A 15,396-nucleotide genomic window follows, 5' to 3' on the forward strand; every position below is an offset into this window, starting at 1 on the left:
GATGTGGGAACTCGATTTCATTATTCGGCGGAGTCGGCGCATGATGGAGGTCGGCTCGGCGAGGAACCCGCACGAGCGCTTGTATCGTCACGCAGCACCGCCCCGCGGACCCGGGACGCGATACGGACGAACCCACGTCGTCATCAGCGCACCCCGGAGACCGCCATGCCCGATCAGGATTCGATAGCCCCCGCCGCCCCGCTCGCCCGCCGTCTCGACGGGGTGTCCAGTTCGGCGATCCGCGACCTGCTCGCGATCACCCAGCGGCCCGACATCATCAGCCTTGCGGGCGGACTACCCGATCCGTCGCTGATGCCGGCCGACCGCATCTCCACCGTGGTCGCCGAGGCCCTGTCCGAGCGCACCACGCTGCAGTACACCGCGACGGTCGGGACCACCCCGTTGCGCGAGACGATCGCCGCCCGTGCCGGAGCGCATCCGGACGCCGTTGTGGTGACCCACGGTTCGCAGCAGGCACTGAGCCTGCTGTCGCAGGTGCTGCTCGACGCGCCGGGGGAGGGCGGCAGCGACGTCGTCGTCGAGGACCCGGCCTATACCGGCGCCCTGCAATGCTTCGACCTGATCGGGGCCCGCCTGCACCGGGTGCCGCTGACCGCCGACGGCCTGGACACCGACGCCCTCGAGGGGATGCTCGCCGCCGGGCTGCGCCCGACGGTCGTGCACACCGTCTCGACCTTCCACAACCCCGGCGGGGTGACGCTGTCCCCGCGTCGTCGCCGGCACCTCGCCGATCTGGCCGAGCGCTACGGCTTCTGGATGATCGAGGACAACCCCTACGCCGACCTCTGGTACGACACCCCGCCGCCGGCCGCCCTGGCGACCTACTCCGACCGGGTGATCTCGCTCGGATCGACCTCGAAGATCCTGGCGCCGACCCTGCGCGTCGGGTGGATGATCGCACCGGAACCGGTCCGCGCGGCGGTCGAATTGGTCAAGCAATCGGCGGATCTGTGCGGATCGACCCTCACTCAGACGGTCGCCGCCCGGCTGCTGGCCGACGACGGTTGGCTCGAGGAACACCTGACCGGACTGCGACGGGTGTACGGCGAGCGGGCCCGGGCGCTGTCCGCGGCCCTCGCCGAGCGAATCCCGCGGCTGTCGACCACCCACCCGGACGGCGGCATGTTCGTCTGGGGCACCTTCACGGACGGAACGACGACCTCCGACCTGCTGGAACGGGCGGTCGACGAGGGGGTGGCGTTCGTGCCGGGCGCTGCCTTCGGACCGGCCCACCGGTCGTCGCTGCGGGTCTGCTTCGCCACCGCCGATCCGCGGACGCTCACCGAAGGTGTCGACCGGCTCGCACGCGCGGTCGACGCTTCGGCGGTGCGGTAGCCGTGGGCGACGGTCACCCGGAGCCGGCGACCGACCCGATCTCGCGGAGATGGACCCGAGCGTTGCCGATCCGGTCGAGCACGCGTTTCCGCTTGATCAGCGGCAGACGTTCGAAGAAGAGCATGTCGACGGGATGCCAGAGGGCGATCCACCCGACGATCACGAGACCCTCGCCGATGAAGTCGCGCAGCCAGTCCGGGCCGACCTCGAAAGCTGTCAGCGCGCTGCCGCCCAGCAGGCACAGCGCCAGAAAGGTGAGGCCGAAGACCAGTTCCTGTTGCCCGAGGCGACGGATGCGCAGCATGTCCCGTTCGGCCCGGGCGGTCTGCGCGGCCGCATAGCCGGCGAGGGCACGCTCGAGGAGCTCGTCGGTATGGCGGGCATCCGGGCTCTCGGTCACCGTGATGTCGATGTGCAGGGGATCGCGCGAGGCGTCGACATCGTCGAGAAGGCGTTCGACCCCCGACCGGTCGTCGAACCGGCCGCGCAGCGGATCGGCGGGGCGTGCGGCGAAGAGGTCCTCGACCTCGTCCAGTACCAACGATATCGATCCGGGCCCTGCGGTCATCACGGCCTCCCCGGCGGGATCGGTTGGGAAGCAAGGATATCGAGCCCGAGCTCCTCGGACAGCGCGCGGGCGCACAGCCGGCCGCGCACGCTATTGCCCTCGGCGTCGAGGCGCGGCGAGAACGTGCCGAGCGCCCCCTTGCCGGGCGATACCGTCACGATCCCGCCACCGATACCGCTCTTGCCGGGCAGGCCGACGTCCATCAGCCAGGACCCCGACGTCTCGTAGAGCCCCGCGATCGTCATCACCGCCAGAGTCGCCCGCGCCGCCTCGGGGCCGACCACCCGCTCACCGGTGACCGGATTGACGCCGCCGTCGGCGAGCGTCGCGCCCATGACGGCGAGGTCGATCGCGGTGACGCTCAGGCAGCTCTGCCGGGTGTAGAGCTCCGTCGCGGCCAGTGGATCGCCCTCGATCGCGCCGGCGTCGGCCAGCAGCAGCGACAGCGCCCGATTGCGGAGATTGGTCGCCCGGGCGGAGTCCAGCATCTCCTCGTCGATGTCGAGTCGGCGCCCCGCGAATCGGCTCAGGCCGTCGGCCAACGTCTCCCAGCGCCGCTCCACCGACGAACCGGGCAGCAGGCTCGTGGTGGCGATCGCGCCCGCGTTCACCATCGGATTGGTCCGGCCACCGGCGTTGCGCTCGACCGCATGGGCGGAGTTGAAGGGCAGACCCGTGGCGTCCACCCCGACGAATCTGCGGACCCGATCGGTCCCGATCCGCTCGCCGACCAGGGCGAAGACAAATGGCTTCGCGACGCTCATGATCGTGAACGGCACCCGCGCATCCCCGGCCTCGTGGATCGCACCGTTGGCGCCGACCAGGGCGAGACCGAAACACAGCGGATCGGCGCGACCGAGAGCCGGGTAGACCGTCGAGAGGCGTCCGTCGTCGATCGTGGCGAATCTGCGTCGGGTCCGGTCGAGTACCCCGGCGACGGTCGCCGAATCCGGCAGCAGGCCCGTCGAGACATACCGCCGATCCGGCCGGTGGACGTCGTCGATCGTCATCGGCCGCCGCTTCGGTGATGCCGGGTCACGGAGCGACTACCCACGCCGCGGCGGCCGGAAGTTCAGGACGAGTCGGATCAGCAGCCGCACGCCGAAGGCGGTCGGACCGCGGTTGATCCACCGCCGCGCGCTCGAGGACTGCGCCGTGCCCGCGATATCGATATGCGCCCACGGGGTGCCGTCGACGAACTCCTCGAGGAAGAGCCCCGCGGTGATCGAGCCGGCGTTCGGGCCGCCGATGTTCTTGATGTCCGCGATATCGGAGTCGAGCTCCGCCCGATAGCTGCGGACGAGCGGCAGCCGCCAGACCGGCTCGTCGACCGCATCGGCGGCCGCGGTCACCTGCCCGGCGAAGTCGTCGGAGTTCGCCATGAGCGCCGCGACGTCCTCGCCGAGAGTGCGCAGAGCCTGCCCGGTCAGGGTGGCGATGTCCAGAATGGCGTCGACGCCCTCCTCGACCGCCAGGACCAGTGCGTCCGACATGACGAGGCGGCCCTCGGCGTCGGTGTTGAGCACCTCTACCGTCTTGCCGCCGCGGGTGGTCAGCACGTCGCCGAGCTGCATCGCCGAGCCGGACGGCATGTTGTCGGTACACATCAGGTAGCCGGTCACCGCTGCCGTCGCGCCGAGTTCCCCGAGCACCGACATCGCGGCGAGCACATTCCCGGCGCCGGTCATGTCGTTCTTCATCTGGGAGTGCGACAGGTCGCCGGGCTTGAGGCTGATGCCGCCCGAGTCGTACATGATGCCCTTGCCGACCAGGGCGAGATGGCCGGTCGGTTCCGCGGCCGGAACGTACTTCAGCACGATCATGCGCGGCTCCTCCACGGAGCCCCGGTTGACACCGAGCAATCCGCCGAGCCCCATCTCGACCACGGCTGCCTTGTCGAAGACCTCGACCTGCAGGCCGGTCGCCGCGCCGACCTCGATGGCGAGGTCGCCGAGGCGGCCGGCGGTCAGGAGGCCGGCCGGGCAGGTGGCGAGATCACGGCCGAAGGACGCCGCGCGTGCGGTCGCCAATCCGGTCTTCGCGCCGGCCGCCACCGCATCCTGATCGCCGTCGGGGGCCACCAGCACCAGCGAGGTCACCGCGGCGGGGCCGTGATCCTCGCTGCGCAACGAGAAGCGGTACCGCGCGAGCAGGATCCCCTCGACGATCGCCGCGGCCGCCGCACCCGGGTCCGCCCCCGCGGGTACCCGGGTGGCCAGCTTCGCGTCGTTCGGGACCGCCCGCGCGAACGCCGCGGCCGCATCGCGCAGCCGGGTCGTATCGAGATCCGTCACCGTGCCGACCCCGACGGCCACCAGCACCGGCGCCACCGACGCCGGAAAGGCGATCGCCTGCCCCACCTTGGGGGTGAAGCCGGCCTTCTCGAGCGCCGGCAGGTCGACGCCCAGAATCTCCGGTACCGCGCCGTCGCTGGTGACCGGGATGGCGAGGGCATCGGCATCGATCTGCTCGCCGCCGGCGACATCGCCGGCCGAGACGACCCGGATGGCGACCTCGGTGTAGAGGGACGGGGCGACCGTGGGGGTGCTCACAACACTGTCCTTTCGCTGGCGGATGTCGGGCGGCGCAGGGGCGCTCAGCCGGTCGGGATGTCGACAGGGGAGCCGGGACCCCACGGGATGCCGAGCAGGAACCAGATCACGTAGAGACCCGTCCAGGACAGCAGCACCGCGATCGAGTACGGCAGCATCAGGGCGATCACCGTGCCGATGCCGGCGTCCTTCTTGTACCGCTGCGCGATCGTCACGATGAACGCCAGATAGACCATCAACGGGGTGATCACGTTGAAGGGCGAGTCGCCGACGCGGTAGGCGGCCAGCAGGGTCTGCGGTGCGACGTCGAGGGTGGCGAAGATCGGGATGAACACCGGTGCGAAGATCACCCACTTGGGCACCAGCCCCGGCAGAATGATGTCGAGTACGACGATCACGAAGATGAAGGCGACCAGCAGCACGATCGCGGGAACGTTCGCCTGTTGGAGCAACTCCGCGGCGGAGACGGCGGCGACGGTGGGCAGGTTGGTCCAATTGAAGACCGCGATGAACTGGGCGATCATCAGGAACATCAGCAGCAACCCGCCGAGGCTGCCGAAGGTCTTGGCCACCGCGCCGACGGTCTCTTCACCGCCGGAGAGGGTCTTGGCGCCCGCGCCGTAGGCGACGCCGCAGACCAGGAAGGCCAGCGAGATCACGAAGATCAGGCTCGCCATGAACGGCGTTGTCCCGATGATGTTTCCGGTTTCGGGATCGCGCAGCGGAGCGCCGGGGGGCGCGGTCAGCAGTGCGATGATCACGATGTACCCCAGCATCGCCCAGCCCGCGAACTTCAGGCCGCGCCCCTCGGCACTGTGGTCGATCTGCTCGTCGGGATCGGTATAGCTCCCGCTCGTGGTGTCCCACGGCCCGAGACGCTTCTCGGTGATGAAGACGGTCACCAACAGGACCACCAGCGCCATCAGCACGCCGGAGACCGCGGCGAAGTAGAAGTTGTGGGTCACCTCGATCGTTGCCATACCGGCCGACGAGAGCACCTCGTTGGTGATCTCGGTGAGCATGCTGTCCGATGGGGTGATCAGCAGGTTCGCGCCGAAGATCGCCCCGACGGCAGCGAAGGCGGCCGCCATGCCCGCCAAGGGATTTCGTCCGACGGTCTTGAAGGCGATCGCCGCGAGCGGGACGAGGATCAGATAGCCGGCGTCGGTCGCGACCGACGAGAGCACGCCGACGAAGATCAGGATGAAGGCGAGCAGGCGCGGCGGAGCGACCGTGACGGTCTTGCGGATCAGCGCACCCATCAATCCGGCGACCTCCGCCACGCCGACACCGGCCATCGCGACGAGCGTGACCGCCACGACTCCGAATCCGGCGAAGTTGTCGACAAATGACGTGAAGACGAAGCGGATTCCGTCGATGGACAACAGGTTGCGAACCGCGAAGGTCTCCTCGGAGACGATCAGATCCGGCACCTCGGCCGGCTCACCGGTGGTCGAATCGTAGATCGACCAGGTGCCGCCGAGGTGCTCGTTGATCTGGTTGAACTCGTCGCGGGGCACCGGGGTGACCACCTCGTCGGTCACGCTGATGTCGAACCAGGAGAGCACCGCCGACAGGGCGGCGACAAAGAGGATCAGATACAGGAACATGATGGTCGGGCTGGGCACGGCATTGCCGATCCGTTCGACCCGGTCCAGCAGCCCCTTGTTCGGCGCCTTTTCCGGTTGCGCTTCAGCAGTCGATGACATGTCCCGCCCAATCCGCCCGGTTTTCGGGCCGATGCGTATACCTGTGGTCGAGTGGCACGGCGCGAGCCGCGGGGTGCCGCCGCCGTCACAGTAATCGCGGGTCGGCCTCCGAATTCACCCCCGGAAGTGGGGGATTCGCGATGCCGGCGGATCTCAGAGGGGGAGCAATATCGGCACCCAGAGGACGGCGACGACCAGGTACAGCAGCAACAGCGGCAGGCCGAGTTTCCAGTAGTCGCCGAACCGGTAGCCGCCGGGCTCCATCACCATCGTGTTGGCCGGCGTCGCGACCGGGGTGAGGAACGAGGCCGCCCCGGCGATCGCCAGCGCCATCATGAACGGCAGCACCGACGCCCCGAGATCGGCCGCGACGGAGATCGCCACCGGCGCGACGATCAGCACGGTCGCGGTATTCGAGATCAGTTGGCCCAGAACCATCGTCAGTACACAAATCGCCAACAGCGCGACGGTGGGCGAGGCGTCGCCGGTCAACCGCAACAACCCGTCGGCGATCACGTCGGCCGTTCCGGTGGTGACGAAAGCCGTGGAGAGCGGGATCATTCCGGCGATCAGAACGACCGTCGTCCAGGAGATGCTGCGGTACGCCTGCTCCGGGGTGACCACGCGCAGCAGGATCAGCGCGGCCGCCGCGAGCAGTCCGGCTATCGCGGCCGGCACCGCGCCGGTCGCCAGCAGCGCCACCATCACGACGAGCACCCCGATCGCCCGCTTCGCCCCGTGTCCCAGCGGGACCCCACGCCGCAACTGCGCGGGCGGGGTGACCACCACGACCTCGGTACCGGCCGTATGGCGTTCGAGGTCGTCCCACGATCCGCTCAGCAGCAGGGTGTCGCCCGCCCGCAGCACCGCCTCCGGGCCGGTGACATCGAAGCCTCCGCGTTGCAGTCCGACGACGACGAGATCTCCGCTCGGCGTGGTCATTCCGGGGAACAGTCGCAGTCCGATCAGGGTGGAGCGCGGCGCGACGAGCACCTCGGCGACGCCCTGCTCGGGACCGGTCAGTTGCTGCCCGTCGGTCAGTTCGTACTGGGTGCGCAACTCGGCGGTATGAGCGGCGAGGTCCATCGGCAACTCGGCGGGGGTGCGGGTGGGCAGCAGCAGCCGGCCGAATACCAGCACGATCACCAGAGTGCCGATCAGCAGCGGGATTCCCGCGAGCGCGAACTCGAAGAACCCGAACGGCCGGGCACCGGAATCGCGCGCCAATTCGCTGACGATGATGTTGACCGGACTGCCGGTGAGCGCGAGCAACGAGCCGGCGTGCGCGGCGAACGCGAGGGGCAGCAACATATGCGAGGCCGGGATCCGCGCGCGCATGGCGACGACCACGACCATCGGGATCAGCGCGGCCACCGCGCCGTTGACGCTGATGAACGCGGTCACCACCGCGACCAGCAGGCAGATCACGGCCAACAGCACCGCCCGCGCCCCGCCGGCGCGGCGGATCACCCGGCTGCCGGCCCAGGCGGTGACCCCGGTCGCGTCGAGGGCCTCGCTGACCACGAAGAGGGTCGCTATGAAGATGACCGTCGGGTCGCCGAAACCGGCCAGGGCCTGCTCGAGCTCGAGCACGCCGGTGAACCAGAGCGCGACCGCGACGCCGATCGCGACCATGCCGATCGGTACCCGGCCGGACATGAAACCGACGACCGCGACGGCGAGGATGACCAGGGTGGCGACCATGACGCTGCCGGGTCCCGCTTCTAGACCGCGTAGCGCAGGATGCCCGCGGCCCGCACCCCGTCCGGCAGATCCGCGGCGCGCACCGCGAGGACCCGAGCGCCGGTCGCGAGCGCGCGACGGGCGATCTCCTCGAGCGCGTCGTGTCCGGGTGGCGCCGGGGTTCGGGAGTCGTCGGTGCCGGGGTCGTCCGCGGCGGGGTGGTCGCCGAGGACGAGGGCACCGTCATCGGTGACCGTGCCGTGCACGACGGCGTCCATGTCGACCGCGAGGGTGGCAAGAGCTCCGAAGGTCGCCGCTCGGGCGAGGTCGCTGAGGTCGGTTGTCGCGCGGCCGCTGTTCTTCCGGTCGGCGAAAACCTCGGTGAGCGAGGCCAGCTCCTCGGCGTGGAGGTCGTCGAGGATCGTATGCGCGGCGGTGGCCAGTTGCGCCTCGGTCAGTTCGTCGGGGTTGCCGTCGATGCCCGCCGCGACCAGCCCGGAGTAGCCATTGACCCCGCGGTAGATCGATGCCAACGGCTCGGCCGCAGCGACGATGAGCGGGAGCGACTCGCCGTTGAGCAGCGGTCGCACGGCGTGGTCGACGGCGCGGGCATACTGCGTCAGCCGCACCTTGCGCCCCTCGTCCCCCTGCAGGCGGCCGTACGGGGATCGTCCACCGATCGAGCGCAGGCCGATCGACCGTTCCGCGCTGCGGGGAAGGCCGGGAACGTCGACCTCCCGCGCGGGTAGATCGGCGCCGACCTCCACCAGGCGTGCCCCGTTCTGCGAGATCGCCAGGACGAACGCGGCGCGCGGAAAGGTGACTGCGCGCAGCAGCGGTGTGATCGCGAAACGGTCCGCGACCGTGACGGATTCGGTGAGCTCGTTCGCGAGCCTGAACTCCACGATTCCCGACGGGGTGACGAAGACGGCCAGGCTGCGGCCGAGATCGGCCCAGAAGTCGTCGTCGTCCAGCAGGGAGTACAGGTTCTCTTCGACGGTCTTGGCGGTGCTCGTGTCGGCGAGGATCCGCACCCGCTCGATCGCCTGATCGAATAGCGCCCGCGCGCGGAGGCGGTTCTGCTCGTCGCGGTCCGGAAGGGGGCTCGTCGGCAGGTAGACAGTCACGCTCGGGGAGTGGCGGGCGACCGCCAAACGCTCGATATCGGCGCGCGTGGGCATGTCTATGTGCACAATTCACCTTCCGGTCGGGGTACGGGCCCCACGACCATAGGAGCCGGCCGCGCGGTCCGTATGCCCCAAGATGCGGGGGAATCTCCGCAGCCCGATGTCGCGTGTTCGTGATCACGTGCCCGTGGTCAGGAGCGGGAGAGCACCCGGCCGTCGGGGGCGAGGTGCACCTGCTCCGAGGTGTTCCCGGTCTGCACGACGACGCTCATCGCGGCCGCGCGCCCCGCGGGCAGGCTGCGAACGGTGATGCGCCCCTCGGTCGTCGGGGAAATGAGCTCGACGATCCGCAGGGCCACCGCGGCGGGTATCACCGGGTCGCCCGCCGGCGGTTCGCCGAGGACGACGACGGCGACCCCACGCGCGCGCAGCCGCGCGAGTTCCTCGACGAGCAGCGGATGCTGCAGATGCGGCGCCCGGATGCGGTCCCGGATGGCGGCCTCGACCACGGCCAGCTGCGTGCGCATCGTCTCGTCGATCGATTCACCCGCCCCGATCCGGGCGAGCAGCGGTCCGACTTCGGCACGGATATCGGCGAATTCGCGGCGGGACGCGTCGATCGCCTCGTCGGCCGCCGCCGCTCGGTCCGCCGCGAGTGCGCCCGCATCGCGATGGGCGCGCTCCCTGCGGACGATCCACCGCAGGGCGAGTCGCCAGACGATACCGGCCGCGACGCTGCCGACCGGGACTCCGAGCAGGAAGACGAGACCGGCGCCCGAGGGATCCGCGGTCAGCCCCCAGCCGAGGGCGTAGCCGATCACGAGCGAACCGCCGACCGCGCCGGCGACGATATTGCCCCGCGGGATCACGAAGGCGACCAGATAGGTCGCGAACGTCAGAGCCGGAACATTCGCGACGACGGGGGAGCGGTGCAGGGCGATCACCGCGACGTACAGCGCAAGGACCACCAATGCGGTCACCCGGCGGCGGGTGAGGGGGGCCGCCCCCGGGGTGGTCAACAGCAGCCCGCCGGCGAGACCGGCGAGATAGGCCGACGCGTTGAGCGGATCGAGCGGGGTCAGGTCGGTGAAAACGCCGAACCAGACGCCGCACGACCACACGAAGACGAAGACCCACCGCGCCGGGCGGGTACCGAGTCCGCCGGCTCCGGTGGCCGCCGAGATCACGTCGGCCACGTCAGCGCCACCTTCGTGCCGTGTCCCGGCCGGGACCGGAGCAGGACCGAGCCGCCGAGCTCCGACATGCGGCGCTCCATGCTGTCCGGAATCCCCATCCCGTGGTGCACGGTCCCCGGGACGAAGCCGATGCCGTCGTCCTCGACGGTGACTCGCACCCGCTCCGACGACACGGTCAATCGCACGTGGCGCGAGGCCCGACCGCCGGCGTGGCGCACGCTGTTGCGCAGCGCCTCACCGGCCGCCAGCGCCGTCGCCTCGGCGACATCCCGCCGGATCGGGCCCTCGAAGACGCAGGTCTCCAGCGTGACCGTGTCGTCGATCAGGCGGAGGTTCCCGGCGATGATCCCGACGGCCTCGTCCGCCGGGATGAGGGCCACCCCGGCCGGATCGGCCCGGGCCGCGCCGCCGAGCGCGCTCATCGCGCGTCCGGCCGCGGCACGCAGCACCGCCGGCGGCGGTCCGTCGGTGTGCATCGCGGTCGACAGCACCGACAGCACCTCGTCGTGGACGACCCGCGCGAGCCGGGTGTGCTGCTCGGCGAGCACCGCGGTGCGGATGCGCCGACGTTCCTGGGCCCTCGCCTCGCCCTCGACGATGCGCAGCCGCTCGAGTTGCAGGTGGACACCGATGAAGATGACGACGTACAGCACATTGCCGAGCTGGTTGGGCGTCTCGCGCAGGACCGCCTGCGGGATCGCGCCGAGCACGATCAGGCTCGCCAACGCAGGGGTGGACGAGATCACCAGGGACGCCGCGACCGCCGCGACCGGGCGCAGGACCAGCAGCAACATCGTGATGATCGGTGGTTCGACCGTCCACAGCCAGGGGATCGCGGCGTCCGGATCCTCTCCCCGATAGCCGTACATCCAGGTGGCCTGCAGCGTCACGAAGAGAATCGGAAGGATCCACCATGCCGCGCCGAGCACTCGCTGCGGTAGGACCAGGCCGCCGACCGCGAGCAGGACGATTCCCGCGACGACGACCAACGATCCGGCGTTCCACCAGACCGACCACTCGTCGAACTCGGAGATTCGGAAGATCGTCTGGTCGAGGATGACGATGCAGCCGCCGAGGGCGATCAGCCATCCGAGTTGGCGGTCGATCAACCGGCGGGTGCGCCGATCAGGCTCCCGGGTCATGCCCGGCGGGGATCAGTCCGTCCTCCAGCGCGCGGCGATGCAGGTCGATCTTCGTGCGGGCGGGCCGATTGGCGTCGGCGTACTTGATGCGGATGCGCCGGATGTGGTCGAGGACGGTCTCGCGCGAGATGAACAGCAGAGCGGCGACCCGCTCGGCGGTCTCGCCCGATGCGTAGTGTCCGAGGACCTCGGCCTCGCGTGGTGAGAGGTGCACGTCGACGAAGTCCGGATCGACGTCGATCGCCGCGGCCCAGTCCGCCGATGCCGCGACCTCGCCGCGCAACATGGCACGCACGGCCTCGACGATCGCAGTGGGGAACTCCGACTTGCGCACCATGCCGACCGCTCCGGCTCGGGCCGCTTCGCGGATGAGGTCCGGTCGATCCCCGGAGGTGTAGACGAGTACGGGGACCCGCAAATCGGCGAGCGCTCGCAGATTGGCCTCCGGCGTCGACCCGTCGTCCAGGGCCAGATCGAGCAGGATGCCGTCGACCCGCTGATCGAGCGCGAGCAGTTCGGCCACCGTGGTCGCCGTCGCCGTCACCATGAGGTCGTCCTGCGCGTTGAGGATCGAAGCGACCCCGAGCATGACCGCCGGATGGTCGTCGATGATGCCGATCGGTGCCTTCATTCCCCCGCCTGCAGATCGTCGGTTGCGCAAAGGTTATCGGAGCGAAAGATCGCCCGCGAAGCGGAGTATCGCACTTCACCTCGGGGTGGGAATTGTTGCCCAATACGGCCGGGCGCCATTTATCGCGCCCGGTCGTGAGGTGAATGCTCCTCCCGGAAACCAGTTTTCGTTCCTTTTGTGGGCGGGTATGTGGCGATGATCGAATCAATGTCGACACCCGGTTCGGCGGAATACCCCCATTCGTACCGCAGGTAGGAAATGGTGTCCTCCGGCGGGCGTCGGGACCGTTGATTTCCGCGGATTACGACGCGGCGGACCGGGCTATCGTCCGCTCGCGGTGACCGATTCCGAACGGGCACGCGACGGTGGTCAGCCGGCAGACCGCCAGGAGGATCACCGCGATCAGCCCGATCGCGCCGACCGCGATCGCGCCGGCGGCGGGCAATTCCAGCGCGAGGACGACCGCGCCGGTGACCAGGACGAAGACTCCGAAGCCCCGTTGCAGGGTGGCGGCCGGGACCCGACCGGAGATCCGGGCGCCGACGAGTGCGCCGAGGACCGCCATCGCCGTCACGGCGGCGACCACCGGCCAGTTCAGCGACACCGTGGTCAGATAGCCGGCGGCACCGGCGAAGGACTTCATCGCGATCACCAGCAGCGACGTGCCGACGGCGATCGGCATGCTCAGTCCGCCGAGCAGCACCAGCGCGGGGACGATCAGGAAGCCGCCCCCGGCGCCGACGACGCCGGTGACCAGGCCGACGACCACCCCGTCGATCAGGGTGCGGACCACCGGCAGGTCGTGGCTACCCCCGGTCGAGCCGTCATCATCGGCGGTCCCGGCGCCGGGAGTATCGGTGTGGGGGGCCGGCGACGATCGGGTGATCATCGCGAGCGCGGTCGCGATCATCACCAGCGCGAACGCCACCATCAGAACCGCGCCCGGCAGATGCCCGCCGATCATTCCGCCGGCGAAGGCGCCCACCATGCCCGCGGCGCCGAAGATCAGGCCGGTGCGCCACCGCACCCGACGATGCCGGGCGTGTACCCCCAGGCTGAACAGCGAGGTCACCCCGACGACCACCAGCGACGTCGCGATCGCCTCCTTGGGGGGCATGCCCGCGACGTAGGTGAGCAGCGGCACGGTGAGGATCGATCCGCCGCCGCCCAATGCTCCGAGCGCGACGCCGACCAGGGCGGCCAGGACCAGGGTCGGGATCAGGGATGCGGTCATCGCTCGTGCCCCGGACAGTCGAGGTGGTGGGGGAGAGCCGGCCGGTCGGGGTGGCCCGGGCGATCGTGCCCCCGGCGGTTGGTGGTCACAGCCGGATCGAGGTGACGGGGAGCGAACCGATCGCGCCGGCCATGCTCGGGGTGGCCTTCGCCCGGTTCCACGGCATGCGGGAGAGGGCTTGGCCCATCAGACAGGAATCGGTGAGCGCGGCGACCACCAGGCCGCCGCTGATCGCGAACGCCCCGAAGCGCAGGGCCGGTCGGACGAATTCCGCGCCGAGCAGGCTGGTCAGTACGATCGCGCCGGCGGTGAAGCGGACCTGCCGCTCGATCGCCCAGCGTTGGACGCCGCGCACCACCCGACCGCCGGCGGCCTCGTAGGCTCCCACCCCGCCGGTCAGCACCGTCGCGGTCGTGACGCCTGCCGCAGCCAGGCGATCCTGCGCTTGGGTCGCCCGGTTGCTGGACTGGCAGACCAACACCGCGCGCAGGCCGAGTCGATCGGCGAGTTCCGAGGTGTGCTCGGACAGTATCGGCAACGGCACATTGTAGGAGCCGTGGATGTGGACCGATTCGAATTCGGCGGAGGAGCGGACGTCGATGATCGTCACATCGTCGTGGTGATGCTGCCAGTCGCGCAGCTCCTCGGCGGAGATGGTGCGCAGGTCGGTGGACTGATCGGCCATGGGGAATCCTTCTGTGCGGGACAGGATCTGTCGAGTGGAGCGAGGTCGCGCCGGCGGAGCCCGGTCGGGCGGTTGTGGTCAGGTGAGGGCAGGCGAGGCCGCGGCCGAGTTTCGGCGGGACTGTTGTGCCGCCGACCAGGCCGCGTAACTTCCCTCGAGTTCGACGACGTCGAATCCGGCGCGGCGCAGGGCGCTCGAGGCGACGGTATTGCGTGTACCCGACTGGCAATAGGTCACGATCGTGCCGGACCGGGGAAGCCGGTCGAGATGCCACAGAACCCGTGCGGCACTGAGCTGCTCGGCGCCGGGAATGTGGCCGGCCGCATATTCGGTGCGCTGTCGCACATCCAGGAGCAGGGCGGCGTCGACGTCCGGCAATCCCTCCGGCGTGACCATCGGCGGAACGAACGCCGGCAGCCCCTCGATCGTCGTGACGTATCCGGCGGTCCGATCGATGCCGACCCGCAGCAGGCGGTCCGCGATCGACTGTGCGGCAGCCTGATCGGGCGCGAGCAGCACCAATGGACGGGCGTCGCGCTGCGGGTCGTAGGCCCACGCGGCGTGGGTGACGGTCTTCGGGCCGTCGGGGACGTTCAACGATCCGGCGACCGTGCCGAGATGGGCTTCGTCGGGAGATCGGGTGTCCACGAAGGTGATCGCGTCGCGCTCGAGCCCGTCCGCCACCGCCTCGACCGTCAGCTCGGCGACCGGTGCGCGGTCGCCGAGGATGGCCGGACCCTCGCGGTTCTGCATCTTCATCCGCGCGAAGTAGGCATGGGCGTCGGGCTGTCCGTCGAGGAGTTCGTCGATGAAGCCCTGCTCGTCGCCGGCCGTCAGGTAGCGACTCCACCACGCGTTGCGCCGCTCGTATCCGACCGTGGTCGACGGCAGCGCGCCGAGCGCCTTGCCGCAGGCGCTTCCCGAGCCGTGTCCGGGGAAGACCTGCAGGTGATCGGGCATCGTCAGGAAGACGTCGCGCAGCCCGGCAAAGAGCTGCCGGGCACCCTCGAAGCGGGTGTCGATGCCGCCGGCGGCCTCGTCGAGCAGGTCGGGACGGCCCAGATCACCGGCGAAGACGAAGTCTCCGGAGATCATGTAGCCGGGCTCGTCGCTGAAGGCGCCGTCGGTCACCAGGAAGACCAGGTGTTCCGGGGTATGCCCCGGGGTGTGGCGGGCACGGATCGTGATATTGCCGACCGTGATCGTGTCGCCGTCGTGGAGGCGTTCGGCGTCGAAGCCGTACTGCCAGTCGGCGCCGCCCTCGCCGGAGACGTACATCCGCGCCCCGGTAGCCGCGGCGAGTTCCCGTGTACCCGACAGGTAGTCGGCGTGGATGTGGGTCTCGGTCACCGCGGCGATCCGCATGCCGTGCCGGGCGGCGAGCGCCAGGTACTCGGCGATATCGCGGCGGGCGTCGATGACCACGGCCTCGCCGGTCGCCTGACAGCCGATCACGTACCCGGCCTGCGCCAGGTCTTCGTCGTAGATCCGTTCGAGGAGCATGTGCACCCTT

General features: G+C 69.9%; 13 protein-coding genes. 1 reads left to right on the forward strand and 12 read right to left on the reverse strand.

Features of this window, described 5'->3' with window-relative positions:
- Nucleotides 1-165 precede the first annotated feature (165 nt).
- On the forward strand, nucleotides 166-1,356 hold the full coding sequence (locus tag MB1_RS18130) for an aminotransferase-like domain-containing protein (protein ID WP_066910594.1): 1,191 nt from the start codon (nucleotides 166-168) through the stop codon (nucleotides 1,354-1,356).
- Nucleotides 1,357-1,369: 13 nt separating this feature from the next.
- On the opposite strand, the gene MB1_RS18135 is transcribed toward MB1_RS18130, so the two are convergent.
- The 12 genes from MB1_RS18135 to MB1_RS18190 all read right to left on the reverse strand — a co-directional run bounded on the left by MB1_RS18135 (nucleotide 1,370) and on the right by MB1_RS18190 (nucleotide 15,386).
- Nucleotides 1,370-1,924: a hypothetical protein gene (locus tag MB1_RS18135; RefSeq protein WP_066910597.1), complete on the reverse strand. Its 555-nt coding sequence runs from the start codon at nucleotides 1,922-1,924 to the stop codon at nucleotides 1,370-1,372.
- Entirely contained in the window at nucleotides 1,924-2,934 is a 1,011-nt protein-coding gene (gene glsA, locus MB1_RS18140) for a glutaminase A (protein WP_066910600.1), read from the reverse strand. Before glsA ends, MB1_RS18135 begins: the two co-directional genes overlap by 1 nt.
- Nucleotides 2,935-2,970: 36 nt before the next feature.
- Nucleotides 2,971-4,476 carry a leucyl aminopeptidase family protein gene (locus tag MB1_RS18145; protein WP_066910603.1) on the reverse strand — a complete coding sequence of 502 codons (1,506 nt, stop codon included), beginning with the start codon at nucleotides 4,474-4,476 and terminating at the stop codon, nucleotides 2,971-2,973.
- Between the two features lie 44 nt (nucleotides 4,477-4,520).
- Nucleotides 4,521-6,185 (reverse strand): AbgT family transporter, encoded by a 1,665-nt coding sequence (locus tag MB1_RS18150; RefSeq protein ID WP_066910606.1) that lies wholly within the window; start codon nucleotides 6,183-6,185, stop codon nucleotides 4,521-4,523.
- Between the two features lie 153 nt (nucleotides 6,186-6,338).
- A complete protein-coding gene (locus MB1_RS18155) occupies nucleotides 6,339-7,889 on the reverse strand; it encodes an SLC13 family permease (protein WP_066910609.1) in 1,551 nt (516 codons plus the stop codon).
- Nucleotides 7,890-7,909: 20 nt separating this feature from the next.
- Complete coding sequence (locus MB1_RS18160) at nucleotides 7,910-9,049, reverse strand: baeRF11 domain-containing protein (protein ID WP_084352122.1); 1,140 nt, start codon at nucleotides 9,047-9,049, stop codon at nucleotides 7,910-7,912.
- 137 nt (nucleotides 9,050-9,186) lie between these two features.
- Complete coding sequence (locus MB1_RS18165) at nucleotides 9,187-10,191, reverse strand: hypothetical protein (protein ID WP_066910615.1); 1,005 nt, start codon at nucleotides 10,189-10,191, stop codon at nucleotides 9,187-9,189.
- Nucleotides 10,179-11,333, reverse strand: coding sequence for a sensor histidine kinase (locus MB1_RS18170; RefSeq protein ID WP_066910618.1), 1,155 nt, complete (start codon nucleotides 11,331-11,333; stop codon nucleotides 10,179-10,181). Before MB1_RS18170 ends, MB1_RS18165 begins: the two co-directional genes overlap by 13 nt.
- Entirely contained in the window at nucleotides 11,317-11,964 is a 648-nt protein-coding gene (locus tag MB1_RS18175; protein WP_066910621.1) for a response regulator, read from the reverse strand. Before MB1_RS18175 ends, MB1_RS18170 begins: the two co-directional genes overlap by 17 nt.
- A 301-nt stretch (nucleotides 11,965-12,265) precedes the next feature.
- Complete coding sequence (locus tag MB1_RS18180; RefSeq protein ID WP_066910624.1) at nucleotides 12,266-13,198, reverse strand: sulfite exporter TauE/SafE family protein; 933 nt, start codon at nucleotides 13,196-13,198, stop codon at nucleotides 12,266-12,268.
- 85 nt (nucleotides 13,199-13,283) lie between these two features.
- On the reverse strand, nucleotides 13,284-13,883 hold the full coding sequence (locus tag MB1_RS18185) for a rhodanese-like domain-containing protein (RefSeq protein ID WP_066910627.1): 600 nt from the start codon (nucleotides 13,881-13,883) through the stop codon (nucleotides 13,284-13,286).
- Nucleotides 13,884-13,961: 78 nt separating this feature from the next.
- Nucleotides 13,962-15,386 carry an MBL fold metallo-hydrolase gene (locus MB1_RS18190; protein ID WP_066910630.1) on the reverse strand — a complete coding sequence of 475 codons (1,425 nt, stop codon included), beginning with the start codon at nucleotides 15,384-15,386 and terminating at the stop codon, nucleotides 13,962-13,964.
- Nucleotides 15,387-15,396: the final 10 nt, after the last annotated feature.

Origin of the sequence: Millisia brevis NBRC 105863 (assembly GCF_001552615.1) — a bacterium.
GTDB lineage: Bacteria > Actinomycetota > Actinomycetes > Mycobacteriales > Mycobacteriaceae > Millisia > Millisia brevis.

What these genes read in the sequence shown, in the direction of transcription:
- MB1_RS18130 (WP_066910594.1), top strand. Translation starts at nt 166, where the DNA reads ATGCCCGATCAGGATTCGATAGCCCCCGCCGCCCCGCTCGCCCGCCGT.
- MB1_RS18135 (WP_066910597.1), bottom strand. Translation starts at nt 1,924, where the DNA reads ATGACCGCAGGGCCCGGATCGATATCGTTGGTACTGGACGAGGTCGAG.
- glsA (WP_066910600.1), bottom strand. Translation starts at nt 2,934, where the DNA reads ATGACGATCGACGACGTCCACCGGCCGGATCGGCGGTATGTCTCGACG.
- MB1_RS18150 (WP_066910606.1), bottom strand. Translation starts at nt 6,185, where the DNA reads ATGTCATCGACTGCTGAAGCGCAACCGGAAAAGGCGCCGAACAAGGGG.
- MB1_RS18155 (WP_066910609.1), bottom strand. Translation starts at nt 7,889, where the DNA reads ATGGTCGCCACCCTGGTCATCCTCGCCGTCGCGGTCGTCGGTTTCATG.
- MB1_RS18160 (WP_084352122.1), bottom strand. Translation starts at nt 9,049, where the DNA reads ATGCCCACGCGCGCCGATATCGAGCGTTTGGCGGTCGCCCGCCACTCC.
- MB1_RS18170 (WP_066910618.1), bottom strand. Translation starts at nt 11,333, where the DNA reads ATGACCCGGGAGCCTGATCGGCGCACCCGCCGGTTGATCGACCGCCAA.
- MB1_RS18175 (WP_066910621.1), bottom strand. Translation starts at nt 11,964, where the DNA reads ATGAAGGCACCGATCGGCATCATCGACGACCATCCGGCGGTCATGCTC.
- MB1_RS18180 (WP_066910624.1), bottom strand. Translation starts at nt 13,198, where the DNA reads ATGACCGCATCCCTGATCCCGACCCTGGTCCTGGCCGCCCTGGTCGGC.
- MB1_RS18185 (WP_066910627.1), bottom strand. Translation starts at nt 13,883, where the DNA reads ATGGCCGATCAGTCCACCGACCTGCGCACCATCTCCGCCGAGGAGCTG.
- MB1_RS18190 (WP_066910630.1), bottom strand. Translation starts at nt 15,386, where the DNA reads ATGCTCCTCGAACGGATCTACGACGAAGACCTGGCGCAGGCCGGGTAC.